The sequence below is a fragment of the Halomonas sp. NYA30 genome, assembly GCF_976980765.1.
This window is the reverse complement of record NZ_OZ334477.1, coordinates 1185437-1205463: the sequence shown is the minus strand read 5'-3', so window position 1 is coordinate 1205463 and position 20027 is coordinate 1185437. Positions and strand designations below refer to the sequence as shown.

At 53.4% G+C, this 20027-nt stretch carries 15 protein-coding genes and 2 tRNA genes; 4 read left to right on the top strand and 13 right to left on the bottom strand.

What is annotated here, in order from left to right; all coding sequences use genetic code 11:
- Positions 1-64 precede the first annotated feature (64 nt).
- The 9 genes from sucD to sdhC all read right to left on the bottom strand — a co-directional run bounded on the left by sucD (position 65) and on the right by sdhC (position 11898).
- Positions 65-937 carry a succinate--CoA ligase subunit alpha gene (gene sucD / locus ACWI0H_RS05535; RefSeq protein WP_339882326.1) on the bottom strand — a complete coding sequence of 291 codons (873 nt, stop codon included), beginning with the start codon at positions 935-937 and terminating at the stop codon, positions 65-67.
- Complete coding sequence (sucC, locus tag ACWI0H_RS05530) at positions 937-2103, bottom strand: ADP-forming succinate--CoA ligase subunit beta (RefSeq protein ID WP_008958560.1); 1167 nt, start codon at positions 2101-2103, stop codon at positions 937-939. The genes sucD and sucC overlap by 1 nt, the downstream gene beginning before the upstream one ends.
- 177 nt (positions 2104-2280) lie before the next feature.
- Complete coding sequence (lpdA, locus tag ACWI0H_RS05525; protein ID WP_485875326.1) at positions 2281-3720, bottom strand: dihydrolipoyl dehydrogenase; 1440 nt, start codon at positions 3718-3720, stop codon at positions 2281-2283.
- A gap of 128 nt (positions 3721-3848) precedes the next feature.
- On the bottom strand, positions 3849-5441 hold the full coding sequence (gene odhB, locus ACWI0H_RS05520; protein WP_485875324.1) for a 2-oxoglutarate dehydrogenase complex dihydrolipoyllysine-residue succinyltransferase: 1593 nt from the start codon (positions 5439-5441) through the stop codon (positions 3849-3851).
- Between the two features lie 38 nt (positions 5442-5479).
- Positions 5480-8314 carry a 2-oxoglutarate dehydrogenase E1 component gene (locus tag ACWI0H_RS05515; protein WP_485876164.1) on the bottom strand — a complete coding sequence of 945 codons (2835 nt, stop codon included), beginning with the start codon at positions 8312-8314 and terminating at the stop codon, positions 5480-5482.
- A gap of 350 nt (positions 8315-8664) precedes the next feature.
- Positions 8665-9375 (bottom strand): succinate dehydrogenase iron-sulfur subunit, encoded by a 711-nt coding sequence (locus ACWI0H_RS05510; RefSeq protein ID WP_008958564.1) that lies wholly within the window; start codon positions 9373-9375, stop codon positions 8665-8667.
- 27 nt (positions 9376-9402) lie between these two features.
- Positions 9403-11175 carry a succinate dehydrogenase flavoprotein subunit gene (sdhA, locus tag ACWI0H_RS05505; protein WP_485875322.1) on the bottom strand — a complete coding sequence of 591 codons (1773 nt, stop codon included), beginning with the start codon at positions 11173-11175 and terminating at the stop codon, positions 9403-9405.
- A 4-nt stretch (positions 11176-11179) separates the two neighbouring features.
- Positions 11180-11527: a succinate dehydrogenase, hydrophobic membrane anchor protein gene (gene sdhD, locus ACWI0H_RS05500; protein WP_485875320.1), complete on the bottom strand. Its 348-nt coding sequence runs from the start codon at positions 11525-11527 to the stop codon at positions 11180-11182.
- Positions 11521-11898: a succinate dehydrogenase, cytochrome b556 subunit gene (sdhC, locus tag ACWI0H_RS05495; protein ID WP_485875318.1), complete on the bottom strand. Its 378-nt coding sequence runs from the start codon at positions 11896-11898 to the stop codon at positions 11521-11523. Before sdhC ends, sdhD begins: the two co-directional genes overlap by 7 nt.
- Before the next feature lie 511 nt (positions 11899-12409).
- On the opposite strand from sdhC, the gene gltA reads away from it, so the two are divergent.
- On the top strand, positions 12410-13696 hold the full coding sequence (gene gltA / locus ACWI0H_RS05490; protein ID WP_485875316.1) for a citrate synthase: 1287 nt from the start codon (positions 12410-12412) through the stop codon (positions 13694-13696).
- A 671-nt stretch (positions 13697-14367) separates the two neighbouring features.
- Here the strand turns inward: gltA and ACWI0H_RS05485 are convergent.
- The 3 genes from ACWI0H_RS05485 to gltX form a co-directional block, all read right to left on the bottom strand.
- Positions 14368-14443 (bottom strand) — tRNA-Glu (locus tag ACWI0H_RS05485).
- 66 nt (positions 14444-14509) lie between these two features.
- Positions 14510-14585 (bottom strand) — tRNA-Ala (locus ACWI0H_RS05480).
- Positions 14586-14719: 134 nt separating this feature from the next.
- The gene (gene gltX, locus ACWI0H_RS05475; protein ID WP_485875314.1) at positions 14720-16204 is read right to left on the bottom strand and encodes a glutamate--tRNA ligase; all 1485 of its coding nucleotides are present in this window, start codon (positions 16202-16204) and stop codon (positions 14720-14722) included.
- A gap of 302 nt (positions 16205-16506) precedes the next feature.
- Here gltX and ACWI0H_RS05470 point away from each other — a divergent pair, with 302 nt between their 5' ends.
- Entirely contained in the window at positions 16507-17031 is a 525-nt protein-coding gene (locus ACWI0H_RS05470; RefSeq protein ID WP_035563045.1) for a helix-turn-helix domain-containing protein, read from the top strand.
- A gap of 5 nt (positions 17032-17036) precedes the next feature.
- Here the strand turns inward: ACWI0H_RS05470 and ACWI0H_RS05465 are convergent, their stop codons facing one another.
- The gene (locus ACWI0H_RS05465) at positions 17037-17633 is read right to left on the bottom strand and encodes a hypothetical protein (RefSeq protein WP_485875312.1); all 597 of its coding nucleotides are present in this window, start codon (positions 17631-17633) and stop codon (positions 17037-17039) included.
- Between the two features lie 146 nt (positions 17634-17779).
- Here ACWI0H_RS05465 and ACWI0H_RS05460 point away from each other — a divergent pair, with 146 nt between their 5' ends.
- Entirely contained in the window at positions 17780-18586 is an 807-nt protein-coding gene (locus ACWI0H_RS05460) for a sulfite exporter TauE/SafE family protein (RefSeq protein ID WP_335596502.1), read from the top strand.
- Between the two features lie 112 nt (positions 18587-18698).
- On the top strand, positions 18699-19922 hold the full coding sequence (locus ACWI0H_RS05455; protein ID WP_485875311.1) for a hypothetical protein: 1224 nt from the start codon (positions 18699-18701) through the stop codon (positions 19920-19922).
- Positions 19923-20027: the final 105 nt, after the last annotated feature.

Genomic DNA, 20027 nt, shown 5'->3' with positions numbered 1-20027 from the left:
ACGCCAAAATAAATAAGGGCGCCCCGAGGGGCGCCCTTATAGCGTGCAGCTAAACGTTCATGGCTTACCAGCCAGTCACTTCTTTCAGCGCATCGCCGATTTCAGCCAAAGAGCGTACGGTTTTAACACCGGCGTCTTCGAGCGCAGCAAACTTCTCGTCAGCGGTGCCTTTACCGCCAGAGATGATTGCGCCCGCGTGGCCCATACGCTTGCCAGGAGGTGCAGTCACACCGGCAATGTAGGAAACCACTGGCTTGGAAACGTTGGCTTTGATGTAAGCCGCGGCTTCTTCTTCCGCCGTGCCGCCGATTTCACCGATCATAACGATGGCTTCGGTTTTCGGGTCTTTCTCGAACATCTCAAGGATGTCGATGAAGTTAGAGCCCGGAATCGGGTCGCCGCCGATACCCACACAGGTAGACTGACCAAAACCGTGATCAGTAGTCTGCTTAACGGCTTCATAGGTCAAGGTACCAGAACGAGATACGATACCTACGCGGCCCGGCTGGTGAATGTGACCCGGCATGATGCCGATTTTGCATTCGCCTGGGGTGATAACACCGGGGCAGTTCGGACCGATCAGGCGTACGCCCAGCTCGTCACACTTCACTTTCGCTTCGAGCATGTCGAGCGTAGCGATGCCTTCAGTGATGCACACAATCAGCTTGATGCCAGCAAACGCCGCTTCAAGGATTGAGTCTTTACAGAACGGCGCCGGTACGTAGATAACGCTGGCTTCCGCGCCGGTTTTCGCTACCGCTTCTTTCACGGTATTGAAAACGGGCAGACCGAGGTGCTCTTGGCCGCCTTTGCCCGGCGTAACACCACCGACCATCTTCGTGCCATAGGCAATCGCCTGCTCGGAGTGGAACGTGCCCTGGCCACCGGTAAAGCCCTGGCAGATGACCTTGGTGTTCTTATCGATCAGGATGCTCATTACTTGCCCTCCGCCGCTTTAACGACCTGCTGAGCCGCGTCGGTCAGACTAGTAGCCGCGATGATGTTCAAACCGCTAGATGCTAGTTTTTCAGCACCCAGTTCGGCGTTGTTACCTTCCAGACGTACGACTACCGGTACATTGACGCCCACTTGCTCAACGGCACCGATAATGCCTTCAGCAATCATGTCGCAACGTACGATACCGCCGAAAATGTTAACCAGTACGGCTTTAACATTGTCATCCGACAGGATGATTTTGAACGCTTCTGCCACACGCTCCTTGGTGGCGCCGCCGCCAACGTCCAAGAAGTTAGCGGGCTTGCCGCCGCTCAGGTTGACGATGTCCATGGTACCCATGGCCAAACCTGCGCCGTTAACCATGCAGCCGATGTTGCCATCAAGCGCTACGTAGTTAAGTTCCCACTTCGCCGCATCGGCTTCACGCTGATCTTCTTGCGAAGGATCACGCATGGCCTGCAGGTCAGGGTGGCGGTATAGCGCGTTGCTATCCAGACCCAGTTTGGCGTCGAGGCAGTGCAGATTGCCTTCTTCAGTGACGACCAGCGGGTTAATTTCCAACAGGGCCAAGTCTTTGTCGTGGAACAACTGAGACAGGCCTAAGAAAATCTTGGTGAACTGCTTGATCTGGTCGCCTTTCAGGCCCAGCGCAAAGGCTAGCTCACGCGCTTGGTACGGCTGTGCGCCGACCAGCGGATCGATTTCAGCTTTGAGAATCTTTTCCGGCGTCTCTTCTGCAACCGTCTCGATCTCTACACCACCTTCAGTAGAGGCCATGAAGACCACACGACGGGTAGTACGGTCGACAACGGCACCGAGATAGAGCTCGTCGGCGATGTCAGTGCAGGTTTCAACCAAAATCTTGGCAACCGGCTGACCTTTTTCGTCAGTCTGGAAGGTGACCAAGTTCTTGCCCAGCCACTTTTCAGCAAATGCTTTGGCTTCAGCAGGATCTTTGATCAGCTTAACGCCACCCGCTTTACCACGGCCACCGGCGTGCACCTGGGCTTTAACCACCCACATGTCACCACCGATTTTTTTGCAAGCCTCTTCCGCTTCTTCGGGAGTGTCGACTGCAAAGCCTTTAGACACTGGTAGACCATAATCGGCAAACAGCTGTTTACCTTGATACTCGTGAAGATTCATCGATTCATGCCATTGGTTGCATGTGACTCGAACGATGACCCGTTTTCTTTTAAGAGCAGCCTTACAAGAACGGTCTTAAAAGAACGGGTCACCCCCGTTCTTTCGATCTTTGCAAATTAAGACAAAGCCGAAAGTGTTGCGCCACCTAGAGGTGGCGCTTCGTTGTTGCTTACTGAATTACTTACGCTTCTTACGGTTGGCCATATGAATCGCATGGCCATCTACCGCAAGGGCTGCTTCGTGAACAGCTTCCGACATGGTCGGGTGCGCGTAGCAGGTCAGGGCCAGGTCTTCGGCGCTAGAGCCGAATTCCATGGCAATCACGCCCTGGGCGATCATCTCGCCAGCGTGTTGACCCACGATGTGCATACCGAGAATACGGTCAGTTTCCGCATCGGCGATAATTTTGGCACTGCCTTCGGTGGCGTTGTTAGCCATCGCACGGCCGCTTGCCGCGAACGGGAAGGTGCCGGTTTTGACTTCGATGCCTTTCGCTTTAGCGTCTTGCTCAGTCATACCGACCCATGCCACTTCCGGGTAGGTATAAATGACGCTGGGGATCGCGTCGTAGTTCATCTCGGCTTTATGGCCAGCGATGATGTCCGCCACCATGATGCCCTCTTCAGAGGCTTTGTGCGCCAGCATCGGGCCGCGTACACAGTCACCAATGGCGTAAACGCCCGGGACGTTGGTACGGCACTGGTCGTCAACAAAGATAAAGCCACGCTCATCCAGCTCAACGCTAACGCCGTCGGCAATCACGCCTTTGGTGTATGGGCGACGGCCGACACAAACGATGAGTTTATCAAACGTCATCTCTTGTTCGCCGTTGGCATCGCTGTACTTCACAACGACTTCTTCGCCTTTGACTTCAGAACCGGTCACGCGAGCGCCCAGTTTGATATCCAGACCCTGCTTCTTGAGCAGTTTCTGAGTCTCTTTGGCAACGGTGGTATCCACCATCGGCAGGAAAGAGTCCATGGCTTCAAGCACAGTGACTTCAGAGCCGAGGCGGTTCCATACGCTGCCCAGCTCAAGACCGATGATACCGGCACCGATGACACCCAAACGCTTGGGCGTTTCGGTGAATTCCAGCGCGCCGGTTGAATCAACAATCAGACCTTCGGTCAGCGGCGTCGGCGGAATTTCTACCGGCACTGAACCCGCTGCGATAACAATATTATCGGCATCGTAAGTGGTGGTCTTGCCATCGGCATCAGTGACTTCAACCTGCTTACCGGAAACCACTTTACCGGTACCTTCGATCGCCGTTACGCCGTTGGCTTTGAACAAGCCAGAGATGCCGCCGGTCAAGTTCTTAACGATCTTGTCCTTGCGCGCCATCATTTTGGTAACGTCCATCGAAACGTCGCCAGCCTGAATACCCATGTCATCGAAATCGTGCTTGGCTTCGACGAACTTGTGCGACGCTTCAAGCAATGCTTTAGACGGGATACAGCCTACGTTCAAGCAGGTGCCGCCGTGAACAACATTGCCTTCTTTACCAATCCATTTTTCAACACAGGCCGCTTTCAGGCCCATCTGTGCGGCACGAATGGCGGCAACGTAACCGCCAGGGCCGGCACCAATAACGATCACATCAAACTTATCAGCCATGTTGGCTCCTTTAGCTTGCTGGCCTCTCCCCCCGCTTAAATTTGAAGCGGGGAGCAGGCTGTGTACGATTGCAGATAAATCCTGGTTAAGCAGTAGCGTAACTAAGGAATATGACGCTTATGCTCTTTTTAGACGTCCAGCAGCAAACGTGCCGGGTCTTCCAGCAATTCTTTTAAAGTAACCAAGAATTGAACGGCGTCTTTGCCGTCGATCATGCGGTGGTCATAAGAGAGCGCCAGATACATCATCGGACGAATCTCGACCTTGCCGTTGACTGCCATCGGACGATCTTGGATCTTGTGCATGCCCAAAATGGCGGTTTGCGGCGGGTTGATGATCGGAGTCGACATCAGCGAGCCAAAGGTACCGCCGTTGGTGATGGTAAAGGTGCCGCCGATCATGTCGTCCATGCCCAGCTTACCGTCACGACCACGCTTGCCGAAATCGACAATTTTGCGCTCGACGTCAGCAATTTTCATGCTGTCAGTGTCACGCAGTACCGGCACAACCAAGCCACGGTCGGTGGAGACAGCAACGCCGATATCCTGATAACCGTGATAAACGATATCGGTACCGTCGATAGACGCGTTCACATCAGGATAACGCTTGAGCGCTTCTGAAGCGGCTTTTACAAAGAAGCCCATAAAGCCCAGCTTAATGTCGTGAGCTTTTAAGAACGTCTCTTTGTATTGCGCACGCAGGGCCATGATTTCGGTCATGTCCACTTCGTTATAGGTAGTCAGCATCGCAGCAGTTTGCTGCGCCTGAACCAAGCGCTTGGCGATGGTTTGACGCAAACGGCTCATCGGCACGCGCTTCTCGATGCGTTCACCCTCGGCAGCCGGTGCAGCAGCCGACTTCGCCGGTGCAGCCGATTTGGCTGCTTTCTTGGCGGAACCGTCTTTGACCGCTTTCTGTACGTCTTCTTTCAAGATGCGGCCACCTTTGCCGGTGCCCTTAATCTTGGCAACATCCAGGTCGTGCTCAGCCACCATTTTACGGGCAGCCGGAGCGAGGATCTTGTCACCGACTTTCTCATCGGCGCCATCGTCGTCGCTGCTGGTGTCAGCTTTAGCAGGCGCGGAATCGCCGCCGCTTTCGCTACCACTGCTGTCGCCACCGGCGCCTTCGGTAAAGGTCGCGAGAATCGCTTCGGATTCGACCTGGCTACCCTCTTCGGCTTTAATTTCAGCCAGAGCGCCATCGGCCGGAGCAACCACTTCCAGTACGACTTTATCGGTTTCGATGTCGGCCAGCACCTCATCGCGCTTGACCGCTTCGCCGACTTTTTTGTGCCAAGTGGCCACGGTGCCTTCCTGAATCGACTCAGGGAAGCTCGGGGCTTTTACGTCGTGCTGCTTGCCGCCACCGCTACTGGCAGGCTTTTCTTGCTTCTCTTCAGACGCCTTAGCGTCAGACTTCTCTTCGGTTTTTTCAGCGCTATCATCGCTAGAAGATTTCTCTTCCTTGCTACCTGACGCACTGCCTTCACCGATTTTGCCCAGCACCTGCTCTGACTGAACGGTATCGCCCTCTTCGGCCATCACGTCGGTCAGGGTACCCGCTTCCGGTGCGACGACTTCCAGCACCACTTTGTCGGTTTCAATCTCAACAATCAGCTCGTCACGCTCAACGCTGTCACCCGGCTTTTTATGCCACGCCGCCACTGTGCCTTCGGCAACGGATTCCGGAAAGGTTGGCGCTTTGATCTCAGTAGCCATGTCGTTTCCCTTATGTGTTCTCTAAATCCGGTGGTCGCTTATAAATTAAAAGCGTCTTCCACCAGCTGGCGCTGCTGTTCAGTATGGACGGACATATAGCCAGCTGCTGGTGCAGCAGAGGCAGGACGTCCTGCAAATTTCAACTCGCGTCCGAAGCCATCTTTCAGCATATCGGCCACTGCACGCATATTGTGCTGACTGGAGTACCAAGCGCCCTGATTAAGCGGCTCTTCCTGGCACCACACAATGTCTTCTACGTTGGTATAGCCTTGCAGCGCTTCCAGAAGTTCTTCTTTCGGGAAGGGATAAAGCTGTTCAAGACGTAAGATTGCCGTGTCATGACGCTCATTCTCGGCGCGCCAAGCGGCTAAGTCGTAGTAGACCTTGCCAGCACAAAGCACAACGCGGGTGACCTTCTCAGGCGCAAGATCGGCTTGATCAGCGAGCACCATATGGAACTTGCCGTGGGCCAGATCTTCAAGGCTCGACGTCGCTTCTTTATGACGCAGTAGTGATTTAGGCGTCATTACGATGAGCGGCTTACGCAGCGGACGAATCACCTGACGACGCAATAGATGATAAATCTGTGCGGGAGTCGTCGGTACGCACACCTGCATATTGTGCTCAGCACACATTTGCAGGAAGCGCTCCAAGCGCGCCGAAGAGTGCTCCGGGCCCTGGCCTTCATACCCGTGGGGTAACAGCATGGTTAGACCACACACCCGGCCCCACTTCGTTTCACCTGAAGAGATGAACTGGTCAACGACCACCTGGGCGCCGTTGAAGAAGTCACCAAACTGGGCTTCCCAGATCACCAAATCATTCGGCGCTGTGGTTGAGTAGCCATACTCAAATGCCAGTACCGCTTCTTCCGAAAGGAAGGAGTCATGAATGGTGAAACGCGGCTGACCATCGGCCATGTTCTGCAGCGGCACATAGGTGGAACCGTCTTTCTGGTTATGAACCACCGCATGACGGTGGGAGAACGTACCGCGCCCGACGTCTTGCCCGGTAATCCGAATCGGATGCCCCTGATCCAGCAGCGTGGCGTAGGCCAGCGTTTCAGCAAAGCCCCAGTTAAGCCCCAGCCCACCGGCCTGCATTTTACGGCGGTCTTCATAAATCTTGGCCACTTGACGCTGCACGTCGACGCCATCCGGCACCTCGCACATACGGGCAGCCAACTGCTGCAGACGTTTCATATCAATCGTCGTGTCTGCATCGCCAGACCATTCATGGCCCAGGTAAGGCGCCCAGTCAACGAATAGAGAGGCATTAGGCTCTTGCACCAACGCATTGGCTACGTGGTTACCCGCCACCAAGTCATCACGATAGGTTTCAACCATCGCTTTGGCAGACTCTTCAGAGAGCACACCCTGATCAACCAGGCGCTTGGCATAAAGCGAGCGCGCAGAGGGGTGATCTTTGATCTTGGCATACATCATCGGCTGCGTGCCTGAGGGCTCGTCAGCTTCGTTGTGGCCACGACGACGGTAGCAAACAAGATCAATCACCACGTCTTTCTTGAACTGCTGGCGATAGTCAAGAGCAACTTGGGTAGCGTGCAGCACTGCATCAGGATCATCGCCATTGACATGAAAAATAGGCGCTTGAACCATCTTGGCAATATCAGTGCAGTATTCGGTAGAGCGAGCATCCAGTGGGTGTGATGTGGTGAAACCCACCTGGTTGTTGATCACAATATGAATCGTGCCACCGGTTTTATAAGCACGGGTCTGGGACATCTGGAATGTCTCCATCACCACGCCTTGACCGGCAAACGCCGCATCGCCGTGGACGTTGATCGGCAGCACTTTGCTACCCTCTTCGTCGTTACGACGGTCCTGACGTGCACGCACCGAACCTTCCACTACGGGTGCAACGATTTCCAGGTGCGATGGGTTAAACGACATCGCCAAATGGACTTCGCCGCCCGGAGACATGACGTTCGAACTGAAGCCCTGGTGGTACTTCACGTCACCTGAGCCACGCTCAATAACTTTCTTGCCATCAAACTCATCGATCAAGTCAGCTGGGTTTTTACCCAAAATATTGACCAATAGGTTGAGACGCCCACGGTGTGCCATGCCGATGACCACTTCCTTGGTGCCATAACCGCCGGCACGCTGGATGAGTTCATCCATCATTGGCACAAACGTTTCACCGCCTTCAAGACCAAAGCGCTTGGTACCTGGATACTTGGATGCCAGGTAATTCTCCAAACCTTCAGCGGCAGTCAAACGCTCCAGTACGTGCTTACGCACATCAGCACTGAAATCAGGCGCACTGCGTACCGACTCGAAACGTCGCTGTAACCAACGTTTCTCTTCCGTATCGACGATATGCATGATCTCGCAGCCGATGGAGCGGCAATACGTACGCTCCAACGCATCAACGATGTCACGCAATGGCGCTTTGTCGATACCTAAAAAGAAAGAACCGGTTTGGAACTCGGTGTCCAAATCAGCTTTTGAGAGCTGATGAAAGGACAGATCGAGATCGGGGACGGGGGTGGGATTACGCAGTCCTAGCGGGTCGATATTGGCCTTTTGATGGCCACGGAAGCGGTAAGCGTTAATCAGCTGCAGGACTTTTACCTGCTTTTTGTTTTCACCGCTATCGGCAGCGGCGACTACACGGCCCGGACGACTTTCGCGCCCCAGCTGGTAGAACTGATCACGGACTGGGCTTAGTGGAACATCGTGGGAGGCACTGCCCTCGGGGCGCGGCAACTCATCAAAATAGCTGCGCCATTCGTCAGGGACAGACTCAGGATCGGCGAGGTACTGCTCGTAAAGCGCTTCCACGTAGTGAACATTGCCGCCACTAACGTGAGAGGAACGCCACATCAACTCCATTATGCCTTGTTGCATCTCTCGGTCACCCTGCACTGATGGGGTGGTATCGGTATCGTCGCAAACGTGCGGCGACATCGCTATTGCCCTGCCGGCGGGGCGGGACATTTGCCGGCGGCGCCGGCCAACGGCCGGAAACCCTGTTCATCTAGCTATACATCATCTAACGCGTCATACGGTGTTTCGTCTTCAGTTCATGCTCGAAAGCCGGTACCCAAGGCACCGGCTTTCAAACTTGTCTGACCAGCGGTGCGACGTGACGCCGCACCACGTGACAAACCCTATGATAACAAGCGAAGCGCCATGATTTAAGTGGCATTGTTACCCAACTTAAGTGGCACACGCTTTTTTACTCAAATGTCATGCACTTAGGTAGCGTCAGCAAGAAGCATTTCGCGAATTTTACCAATCGCCCGAGTGGGATTTAGGCCTTTTGGGCAAACCGCCACACAGTTCATGATGCCACGGCAACGGAACACAGAGAATGGATCTTCCAGATTGCTCAACCGCTCGCTGGTAGCCGTGTCACGGGAATCGGCCAGGAAACGGTAAGATTGCAGCAAACCGGCTGGGCCAACGAACTTCTCTGGGTTCCACCAGAACGACGGGCAAGACGTTGAGCAGCATGCGCACAGAATACACTCATACAAGCCATCTAGCTTGTCGCGCTCTTCCGGCGACTGCAGGCGCTCAATGGCAGGCGGCGGCGTGTCATTTTGCAGATACGGCTGAATACGCTCGTACTGCTTATAGAACAAGCCCATATCGACGACCATATCGCGAATAACCGGCAAGCCTGGCAGCGGACGCAGCACCAGCTTGTTGTTTTTCACAACGTCTGACAAAGGCGTAATACACGCCAAGCCATTTTTGCCGTTCATGTTCATGCCGTCGGAACCGCAGACGCCTTCACGGCAGCTGCGGCGAAACGCCAAACCGCTGTCTTGTTCTTTCATCATATGAAGAACATCCAGCACCATCACATCGCGGCCTTTGGTATCGACCTGAAACTCCTGCATGTAAGGTGCGGAGTCGGTTTCCGGATTGTAGCGGTATACGGATACCTGAAGATTGGACATAGTGACTCCCTCTCGTCTATGCGGCGTTTAGTAGGTACGAACCTTAGGCTCGAACGTATCAACAGTTTTCGGCTTGAAGTTAACGTCACGCTTTTTCAGCTGTTTAGTCAGCGGGAAGAAGAGTGAGTGCTTCAGCCAGTTGACGTCATCACGGTCTGGATAGTCGTAGCGTGAGTGGGCGCCGCGGCTCTCTTTACGCTCAAGGGCAGCGATCGCCGTCGCTTCTGCCACTTCCATCAAGTTATCAAGCTCTAACGCTTCGACACGTGCGGTGTTAAAGGCATTGGACTTGTCAGGCAGGTGGGCATTAGCGATACGCTCACGCAGTAGCGCTAGCTTATCGACGCCTTCCAGCATGTTTTTCTCTTCGCGGAATACGCCGAAGGAGGTCTGCATGATGTCCTGAAGCTCGGCTTTCAGCTCAGGAATGCTTTCGCCGCCTTCAGACTCGTTCCAGCGCGTGATCCGCTTCATGGCTGACTCAATATCAGACTCAGAAGCGTCCAGATACTCAATGCCTGCGTTCAGCGCATCTTCGATAAACATACCCGCGGCACGACCAAACACTACCAAATCGAGCAGTGAGTTACCGCCCAAGCGGTTGGCACCGTGAACAGATACACACGCCGCTTCACCACAGGCAAACAGACCGTTAACGATATGATCGTTACCGCTTTCGTCCATGGTAATCGCCTGACCATGAATGTTGGTCGGAATACCGCCCATCATATAGTGGCAGGTCGGCACGACCGGGATTGGATCTTTTGCCGGGTCAACGTGAGCAAAGGTCTTAGAAAGCTCAACGATACCGGGCAGGCGCTTGCCAAGCACTTCTTCACCCAGGTGATCAAGCTTCAAGAAGACGTGATCGCCCTTCTCGCCACAGCCACGACCTTCCAGAATTTCCATGACCATCGAACGAGCCACAACGTCACGGCCGGCCAAATCTTTGGCGTTCGGCGCGTAGCGTTCCATGAAGCGCTCGCCGTCTTTATTGATCAGATAGCCACCTTCACCGCGGCAGCCTTCTGTGACCAGCGTGCCCGCACCGTAAATGCCGGTCGGGTGGAACTGCCACATTTCCATGTCTTGCATCGGGAAGCCCGCACGCAGCGCCATGCCGATGCCGTCACCGGTATTGATCAAGGCGTTAGTCGTGGAGGCGTAAATACGGCCTGCACCACCGGTCGCGAGTACCGTGGCCTTGGATTTAACGTGAACCACTTCACCCGTCTCGATGCACATGGCGATACAGCCGACCACGTCACCGCTGGCGTTTTTGACCAGATCAACCGCGTACCACTCGTTGAGGAACACGGTATTGTTCTTCAAGTTATTCTGATAAAGCGTGTGCAACAGCGCGTGGCCGGTACGGTCAGCCGCCGCACAGGTACGTGCCGCCTGGCCACCTTCACCGAAGTTCTTTGACTGACCACCGAACGGGCGCTGATAAATACGGCCGTTATCTAAACGCGAGAACGGCAGGCCCATGTGTTCGAGCTCAAAGACCGCTTTCGGGCCTTCAGAACACATATACTCAGCCGCATCCTGGTCAGCGATATAATCGCCGCCTTTAACGGTGTCGTACATGTGCCAGCGCCAGTCATCATTCGGGTCATCAGACGCGATTGCACAGGTGATACCACCCTGAGCAGAAACGGTGTGAGAGCGGGTCGGGAAAACTTTCGATAACACGGCCGTCTTTTTGCCGGACTTAGCAAGCTCAAGCGCGGCTCGCAGGCCAGCACCACCGCCACCAATGATAATGGCGTCAAACGTCAGGCTACGCAGATTAGACATGTAATCAAGCTCCCCACAGAATTTGAATGCCCCACACCAAGTACACGAAAATGCCCAGGATGATGACAGCTTGGGCACCCACGCGCAGGCGAGTGGACTTGAGATAGTCGGTGGTGACGGTCCACAGACCGATCCAGGCGTGTGCGGCTAAGGCGACGAACGCCAGTAGCGAGAAAATCCGCATCCACGTCTGGTTGAACAGGCCGCTCCACGCGTAGTAATCGAGATCGGGATTAAACAGCAGGAAGGCAACGATAAAGACCGTGTAGATGGCCAGAATCACCGCAGAAACGCGCTGCATCAGCCAGTCAGAAAGCCCACTACGGCCAAAACTTGTGATGTTAGTTACCATACCCAAACTCCTGCCAGAATAATCAGAACGGCACTGACCACGACGGTGATCTGCGCTTTTTGTACGCCACCTTCAAGGGTTACCCCAATATCGGCATCCATCAGCAGGTGCTTAATGCCTGCTACAAAGTGGAATGCCAGGGCGGACAACAGCCCCCAAGCGATTAACTTAGCCAAGAAATTATTGGCCAGCACATCGCTAACGGCGTCAAAACCCGCCGGAGATGACAAGGATTTACCCAGCGCCCAAAAAGCGAAAATCAGGCCAACGAACAGGATGACACCCGTAATACGGTGTGCGATCGACGTCAGGGCCGGCAGTGGGAAATGGATCGTAGTAAGGTCTAGGTTTACGGGTCGTTTGCTATTCACGGCTTTGTACACACTCTCTTGGCCCGCTCTGCGACAGGTCGGGCATGGCCCGAGCGGGCGGTGGTTGCTGGAAGGGGCTCGGCCGTTGCCAAGTCGGGCACGACCACCTACCTGCCGGTCGCGCGCCGTGGATTATAAGAACCTTCGCCCTCGCTTACAAACCGAACTCAAGCTTAACTCGACTATGGTGCAAGAAAATTACCATCATTCGGATTCGATTTTGCGCTGCAGCATCGCTATAGTGACGATAGAGTAGCAATTTGATAAGCCTGTTAACATCTCATGTTAAACTATTGTTAACATATCGCCGGTCTTTTAACGCTTTTTCATATTGTAGACTTTTAATTCTTATACAACACTCATAATAACAACAATTCTCGTACAATACGCAGCTAGCGCTTAGGCTAATTGACAAAATGTCGCACACTTCTATAGTGGGCAGGCCTTTTCGCCGGCGCGGTATGCGCAGCAACGACTTTACGTCCCAACCCGAATTCGAAAGGAGGCCAGCATGGCTGACAGGAAAGCGACATTGACGGTAGACGGTCTTGATAAACCGATCGAGCTACCCATGTATTCCGGCACACTTGGCCCCGACGTCATCGACGTACGCGGTTTAGGCGCTGAAGGCCTGTTCACCTACGATCCCGGCTTCATGGCCACCTCTTCCTGCCAGTCTGCCATCACCTATATTGATGGCGGCAAGGGCGTACTGCTTCACCGCGGCTACCCCATCGACCAGCTGGCCAAAGAGTCTAATTTCGTAGAAGTGTGTTACACCCTGCTGTTTGGTGAGCTACCTAACGACGAGCAGTACGCAGATTTTGAATCACGCATTCGTAACCACACCATGGTTCACGATCAGATCAACAACTTCTTTAAAGGGTTCCGCCGCGACGCGCACCCGATGTCTATCCTGTGTGGCGTAGTAGGTGGCCTGGCCGCTTTCTATCATGACCATATGGACATCACTCAAGAAGAAGATCGTGTGATTAGTGCGATCCGCCTGATTGCTAAAATGCCGACGCTGGCGGCAATGTCGCACAAGTATAATGTGGGGCAGCCGTTCAACTATCCGCGCAACGACCTGAGCTATGCAGAGAACTTCCTCTACATGATGTTCAGCAACCCGTGCGAAGAGTACAAAATTAACCCGGTATTCGCGAAAGCCATGGACCGCATCTTTATGCTGCATGCGGACCACGAGCAGAACGCCTCTACCTCTACGGTACGCCTTGCAGGCTCCACGGGCGCTAACCCATTCGCCTGTATCAGCGCTGGCATCGCGGCACTTTGGGGCCCCGCTCACGGCGGTGCTAACGAAGCCGTACTGGCCATGCTTGACGAAATCGGCGAAGACTCCGAAGAGAACATCCAGCGCTTTGTTGATAAAGCCAAGGATAAAGACGACCCGTTCAAGCTGATGGGCTTCGGTCACCGCGTTTATCGCAACTTTGATCCGCGCGCCAAGGTAATGAAAGAGACCTGCGACGAAGTCCTCGCCGAGCTCGGCATGGCCGACGACCCACAGCTTAAAATTGCCAAGCGACTTGAGCAGATCGCCCTTGAAGACGAATACTTCATCGAGCGTAAGCTGTACCCCAACGTCGATTTCTATTCAGGCATCATTCTGAAAGCGATGGGTATCCCCACCAATATGTTCACCGTGATCTTCGCGGTATCGCGCACCATTGGCTGGATCTCTCATTGGCACGAAATGCTCAGCGAAAGCTACAAAATCGGCCGTCCGCGTCAGCTCTACATTGGTCACGACCAACGCGACTACCCGAAAAAATAAATCAACACCCCGCTTGATCAAAGGCCACCTTCGGGTGGCCTTTTGCGTACGGCCCCTTTCACGCTGACATTACGTGAAGCTACCTACCAGCGACTTGTGCTAACAACGGCTTCTACACGGTTTGCAGCTTGCGCCGCTACACCAACGAGGGCTTGAGCAAGCTCACCGCCTGACGCGCTTCTATGATACCCGTGGTAACCACCCCCAACTGACGTCCCTGGATAGCACCATTACTTAGTCAATTTTGAATCAGCCATTGCGCTAAATCACCACCATTAAAACGCCTGAACACCCCCTAATATCGCTTGACATTTTTGCCTCTCGGCCTCGCTCAGGGTTTTCCACACTATCTGTGGATAACCCTGTTCACAACCACTTTAAAACGTCCCGCAATCGCCATGGGCAGTGGGCCAGCCTTAAATTGGTCATTTTTTGACCTAATGTAAGTAGCTGTTTTTAAACGATTTAAGTTCTGTTCAATATTTTTTGCGTCAACAACAAGGGGTTGTGCACAACCTTGAAATCAGAATCGCAAAAGTGGACAAGTCAAGCATAAAATCGCCCAAAAAGTGGCGATTTGTAGCTTTTTTGTGAACGGCGGGAACGCAGAAATCCAGCAGATGAGAAGACTCATTGCCAGAAAAAAACATTAGAAAGGGAATAGTAAGTAGTGGCGTCCCATAGGGGGTTCGAACCCCTGTTACCGCCGTGAAAGGGCGGTGTCCTAGACCACTAGACGAATGGGACGTATAACACTAGACATATAACGCTAAAAGCGTGTCTTCCCGAGCAACTATTCACATGCCGCTGAATTGGTGGAGCCTAGCGGGATCGAACCGCTGACCTCAACACTGCCAGTGTTGCGCTCTCCCAGCTGAGCTAAGGCCCCACATGTCGCGAAGACGGAGCGTATAATACTGATTCCGCCGACCTTCGTCAACATGAAAAACGCCAATTCCTTAAAGATAAGAAATTGGCGCTAGCGCTATATCAATTGTGGTTAGCTGATTTTACTAAGCTATTTCACAAAGCTATTTCACGAAACTCTTTTTCAAAACGCTTCGCCTGTTTTTTGGAAACGCCACCCAACACCTCTATCGCGCTGCGCAGGCGGGCCCGGGTAACGTCGGAGCCAAGAATCGCCATGGCATCCATAACCGAGGTGCTGGACGTACTGCCGGTAATCGCAATAAACACCGGTGCCAAGAACGCTTTCATTTTCAAATCAAAATGCTCGGACAGCAGCTTAACGTCGCTTAGCAGCGCCTCTTTATTCCAAGCTGAGACGCCTTCAAACCGCCAAACAAGGAACTGGAGCAGTTTTACCAGCTCCTCTTCCTCCAGCTTCACACTCTCAAACGACGCTTTAGTCAGTGTCGGTAAGCCCGAGAAGAAGTGCCCTGCCAACGGCATGACCTGAGAGAGCGTCTCTACCCGCGGCCGCACCTGCGGCAGAATCTGCTTAATATAGGCTTCATTGAAAGCCCATTCACGCAGCGCGCTTAACAGCGCATCGTCATCCAGGTCTTCACGGATATATACGCCGTTCAGCCAGGTCAGCTTCTCCAGGTCGAAGACGGGGCCACCTAACGAGACACGCTGCACATCAAATTCTGCCATCATTTCTGGCAGGCTGAATTTCTCGCGCTCATCGGGCATTGACCAGCCCATCCGCCCCAAATAATTGGTGACGGCCTGGGGCAAAAAGCCCATTCGACGATAATAGTTGATCGACGTTGGGTTCTTGCGCTTGGAGAGTTTGGATTTATCCGGGTTGCGCAGCAGCGGCATATGACAAAGTTGCGGCATTTCCCAACCAAAATACTCATACAGCAACTGGTGCTTTGGTGCGGAGTTAATCCACTCCTCTCCACGCAATACATGAGTGATTGCCATTAAATGGTCGTCGACCACATTAGCTAAATGGTAGGTAGGCATGCCATCTGATTTGAGCAAAATTTGCGCGTCTACCTGCGCCCACTCCACCTCAATCGTGCCACGCAGCATGTCCTTAACAACGCACACGCCTTCGGCGGGCACGTTCATGCGTACTACATAAGGCCAGCCCTCTTGCTCACGGCGGGCTTGCTCTTGTGCATCCAGCGCTAAATCTGCAGGTTTTAAGGCCAGCTGCAATCCTGCGGCTTTGCGTGTCTCACGCAGCTCATCAAGCTCTTCACTGGTGCGGTAACACTTAAACGCATGACCAGCATCCAAAAGTTGTTGAGCGTGTTGGGCATAAATGTCGCCACGCTCGCTCTGCCGATAGGGGCCATAGGGGCCACCCACATCCGGGCCTTCATCCCACTCAAGACCCAGCCAGCTCAATGAATCGAGAATCATCTGCTCTGATTCAGGCGTAGAACGCACCCGGTCAGTGTCTTCAATACGAAGGATAAATTGGCCGCCATGCTGACGAGCAAAACATAAATTAAAAAGCGCGATGTAAGCCGTACCAACGTGGGGGTCCCCTGTCGGAGAAGGCGCGATGCGAGTACGTACGGTCATGAAAACGTCCTATTGGCAAAAATGCATGGCGATATTATACGCAACTTAGGCGCAACCAACAGCGGCACCCAGGGAACAACTCGCGTAAGAAAGCGTCAGAGAAATTAACTCAACGTTATTTGTCCACTAATGCGCGCTAAAGCACAATCGCTTAGTATGGCACTGCAGCAACACCTTGAGCGCATACCTCAAGACTGAAGCAGAGCAATAACGTATGTTAGTAGCGCCACTATTTATATTGAAAAAGACGACTATAGTGGAAGACATTCACGAGCTTTTGAGCTCATCATCAGGAAAACGAAATGGAATCGCTAGGCTCACGTATCAAGCAACTGCGGCTTAGGGCCAAGCTCAACAAAGCTGCCCTTGCACGCAAAGTTGGCGTGTCAGATGTCACCATTTCTTACTGGGAATCCGGGGCGATCAAACAGATCGGTCACGAACGCTTAGTTGCGCTCGCTGACGCCCTCGACTGCTCCCTGGCAACACTATTGGAAGGTGATAGCGCACCCGAGCTATTAACGTTGACCCATACTGGTCCCCTCCCCTGGGAACAGGTACAGGCAACCACCATTAAAGTACCCAGTCATCTCCCGTTGAACATCGACTGGAAAGCACCATGTGTGATGGCAACACCCGGTCAAGGTACAGATTTTTCGCCCGTTAACGCTGGCGACTTACTGCTGCTCGGGCCTACCCATGTGTTTCATAAAGCGGGCCACTACGTGGTGCAACGCGACGATCGTTTCGTCATTGAGCACTTCGCCAAAGCCCCCAGCGACACATCGATTCATGCAGTACTTTTAGCCCATTGGCATCCTGCCTAAAGCGTCTACCTCCCCGGACTCTCTAGCACCTCCACCTGGTCACGCGTTTGCCTTGGCTCACTCCCCACCAAGAAACGCTGTGAGTAGGTGGCCACTTGGCCCAGCCCGTGGCGGGATTGGCTGACAAGCTCTCCCGCCAGGTGCTGGCCCTCGTGGCCAATACGCGCCTGCACGGCGACAGGCTGCACGCTGCCTTCCGAGACTTCCACACGGACATCGTATCCGCCATCGGGCAGCCCACTGCCAGAGCCAAACGGGCCGGCTGCAAACTGGCCATTTTCGATTTGCGTTCTTGCCTGCCAACGCACCCGGCTGATCTCACGCTCGACTACAATGCGTACTTGGGTGCCATCCGGTAAGTTGCTTTTGCCTTCCACCATTAAGCGCCGATCGCTACGTAAGGCGACCTGCGTCGATATCTCGACAACAAGCGGCTCTACTTCTACCTCAGCAATTTCCGACTCCGTCACCGGGGCTTCAGGGGTGGCCTCAGGTTGCGCAGAGGAAACCGTTTCAGTTGACGGCTCCTCCATGTCGCTACAGCCTGCCAATAGCGCAACTACCACTACCAAAATGCCAACATTGCCTATTACCTTACGCATACGAACTCCGAAACATTACTTGTCCTGCAGCTTACCACTGCATCGCCGCTACCACAGTCGAATACTCGACTTTGGCCCCGCTACAGGCGCCGCTTCCGGTACAATGTGCTTATCGTGCTAACAAGACACTTTTAGGAGCAGCGGACTTGGACATCATCTGGTGGTTGGCATATGTAGCACTCGGCGGCTTTGTTGGCTTGATGGCAGGCTTATTAGGGATTGGCGGCGGTGGCATTATGGTGCCGATTTTAACGTCGCTATTTGTACTTCAAGGTGTGCCCCATGAACATCTCGCCCACTTGGCGTTAGGCACTGCCATGGCGTCTATTATTCCTGCGTCTACCGCCAGCCTGCTTTCCCACCATCGGCACGGTGCGGTGCGCTGGGACATCGTGCGGTTTATTACCCCCGGCATTTTAGTCGGCACGTTTTTAGCCACCTTTATCGCCGCGCTGATCCCCACCCGTAGCCTAGCCATCTTTTTCGCCTGTTTTATGGTGCTAATGTCACTCCAGATGCTGGCAAACATCAAGCCCAAACCGAACCGCGGCCTACCTAGCCCGATGGGAGTAAGCGGTGTGGGCCTGGGCATCGGTGGCATTTCAGCGCTCGTGGCGATTGGTGGCGGCTCACTAACCGTGCCCTTCCTCACCTGGTGCAACGTCAAACTCCCCCGCGCGATTGGCACCTCGGCAGCCGTCGGGCTACCCATCGCCGTCGCCGGGGCGCTGGGTTACATCATTAATGGTTGGAGTACGGCTGGGCTGCCTAGTGCCGCGCTTGGCTATGTTTATCTGCCCGCGTTTCTACTTATGGCGCCGTTCAGCATTCTCACCGCTCCCATCGGTGCCAAGCTCGCCCATAAACTGCCCGTCGCGCTGCTCAAGCGCGTGTTTGCGTTTATGTTGATGGGGCTGGCGCTGCAGATGGTGTATGCGGTGTTTACGGCGTGAGCTATTTCGTGCACACGCCCATGAACGGCCTTCACGTTTAAAGCTTACGATTGACATTCAAAGTAAATTTCGCTCTTGTGGATTGATTAATTAAAACAATCTAGGAGGCCACATGAGCGAAACTCGTCCCGATTACACATCACAAGGTAAATATGCCCGCTTAATTCCCACTCTGGCTGACAGTAAAAAAGAGGAACGAGCAACCTCGATACTGTTGGCAGCACTAATGTCGGTATACGAGTTTCGTAAAGCGATGCTTCAATCGATCAACTTGCGTGTTGGAGCGCGTACAAAGCTTGAAGCCTGGACTGAAATAGTTTTCAAAGACGAAACCTTGGCCAAAAAAAAGGGGCCTGACGACAGACCTGACGGCCTCATTGTCCTAGATACGGGTCGTAAAAAATGGCATGCACTAATCGAAGCAAAAGTAGGAAGTGAGACCGTTGGAGAGGAACAGCTACTAAAATACATCAAGCAAGCCAAAGACCACGGCATTGATGCTGTTATAACCATCACCAACCAGTTTGTAGCGTTACCAACCCACCATCCCGTCTCCATTCCCAAGAAAAACTTGCGCTCGGTTGAGATTTTTCATTGGTCATGGACATACATCGTTACGATGGCCCAGCTGCTCTTAACTCAGGACAAAATAGAAAGCCAGGATCAAAGATTCATTCTGCATGAAGTGGTGAAGTATTTAGAAGATCCAAGTAGCGGCAAGACCGGCTTTACTAGCATGAACGCCGAGTGGAAGACGGTGGTGCAAAGCGCCTTTAATAACTCCAAACTTAACAAAAACTCTGATGAAGTATTGAAGACAATCAGTAGTTGGCACCAGGAACAACGTGAGCTTTGCCTTCAAATGTGGCCGCTAGTCGGAGAAAAGGTCGAAGTTAAGCTTCCTAGAGCTTACCGTAATGATCCTAAGCAACGCCTTACTGATGACTGTGACAAACTAGCTTCAGAGCAGATTCTAGCCAGCACCATTGCCATTCCTAATGCCGCTGCGGACCTGCTAGTCACAGTGGACATTGCGCGCAAATCAATTACATGCAGCATGCGGCTTGAAGCACCGAGAGATAAGAAAAGCAGCTCAGCAAAAGTCAATTGGCTCACCCGCCAATTACCTACTAGCGAGAAGGGGCCAGCCATTAGAGTAAAGGCTATCCGCAAAGGACAAGCCATGGATACCGATAAGCCTCTTGAAGAAGTACGCCAAAACCCAGGTATATTAGATGCAGACAACACAGAATCACTGCCTGTTTACTTTGAAGTATTTACATCACTAGCCCGGATTTCTCACTGCACCTCAATGAGCTGCATAAATAGGTCGTAATACCGCCAACGGCCTATGACGACTGCTCAGATTGTCTACTATTTAACCAATTTCCACCGTCCAGACACACTTCCCCCTTCCCCCCATTGAGTCGGGCCGGGGGAG

Bases quoted from the DNA above. Each gene is read 5' to 3' on its own strand.
- ACWI0H_RS05515 (WP_485876164.1), bottom strand. From the start codon at position 8,314: ATGCAACAAGGCATAATGGAGTTGATGTGGCGTTCCTCTCACGTTAGT.
- ACWI0H_RS05465 (WP_485875312.1), bottom strand. From the start codon at position 17,633: ATGCGTAAGGTAATAGGCAATGTTGGCATTTTGGTAGTGGTAGTTGCG.
- ACWI0H_RS05470 (WP_035563045.1), top strand. From the start codon at position 16,507: ATGGAATCGCTAGGCTCACGTATCAAGCAACTGCGGCTTAGGGCCAAG.
- gltA (WP_485875316.1), top strand. From the start codon at position 12,410: ATGGCTGACAGGAAAGCGACATTGACGGTAGACGGTCTTGATAAACCG.
- sucC (WP_008958560.1), bottom strand. From the start codon at position 2,103: ATGAATCTTCACGAGTATCAAGGTAAACAGCTGTTTGCCGATTATGGT.
- lpdA (WP_485875326.1), bottom strand. From the start codon at position 3,720: ATGGCTGATAAGTTTGATGTGATCGTTATTGGTGCCGGCCCTGGCGGT.
- ACWI0H_RS05455 (WP_485875311.1), top strand. From the start codon at position 18,699: ATGAGCGAAACTCGTCCCGATTACACATCACAAGGTAAATATGCCCGC.
- gltX (WP_485875314.1), bottom strand. From the start codon at position 16,204: ATGACCGTACGTACTCGCATCGCGCCTTCTCCGACAGGGGACCCCCAC.
- sucD (WP_339882326.1), bottom strand. From the start codon at position 937: ATGAGCATCCTGATCGATAAGAACACCAAGGTCATCTGCCAGGGCTTT.
- sdhD (WP_485875320.1), bottom strand. From the start codon at position 11,527: ATGGTAACTAACATCACAAGTTTTGGCCGTAGTGGGCTTTCTGACTGG.
- odhB (WP_485875324.1), bottom strand. From the start codon at position 5,441: ATGGCTACTGAGATCAAAGCGCCAACCTTTCCGGAATCCGTTGCCGAA.
- ACWI0H_RS05510 (WP_008958564.1), bottom strand. From the start codon at position 9,375: ATGTCCAATCTTCAGGTATCCGTATACCGCTACAATCCGGAAACCGAC.
- sdhA (WP_485875322.1), bottom strand. From the start codon at position 11,175: ATGTCTAATCTGCGTAGCCTGACGTTTGACGCCATTATCATTGGTGGC.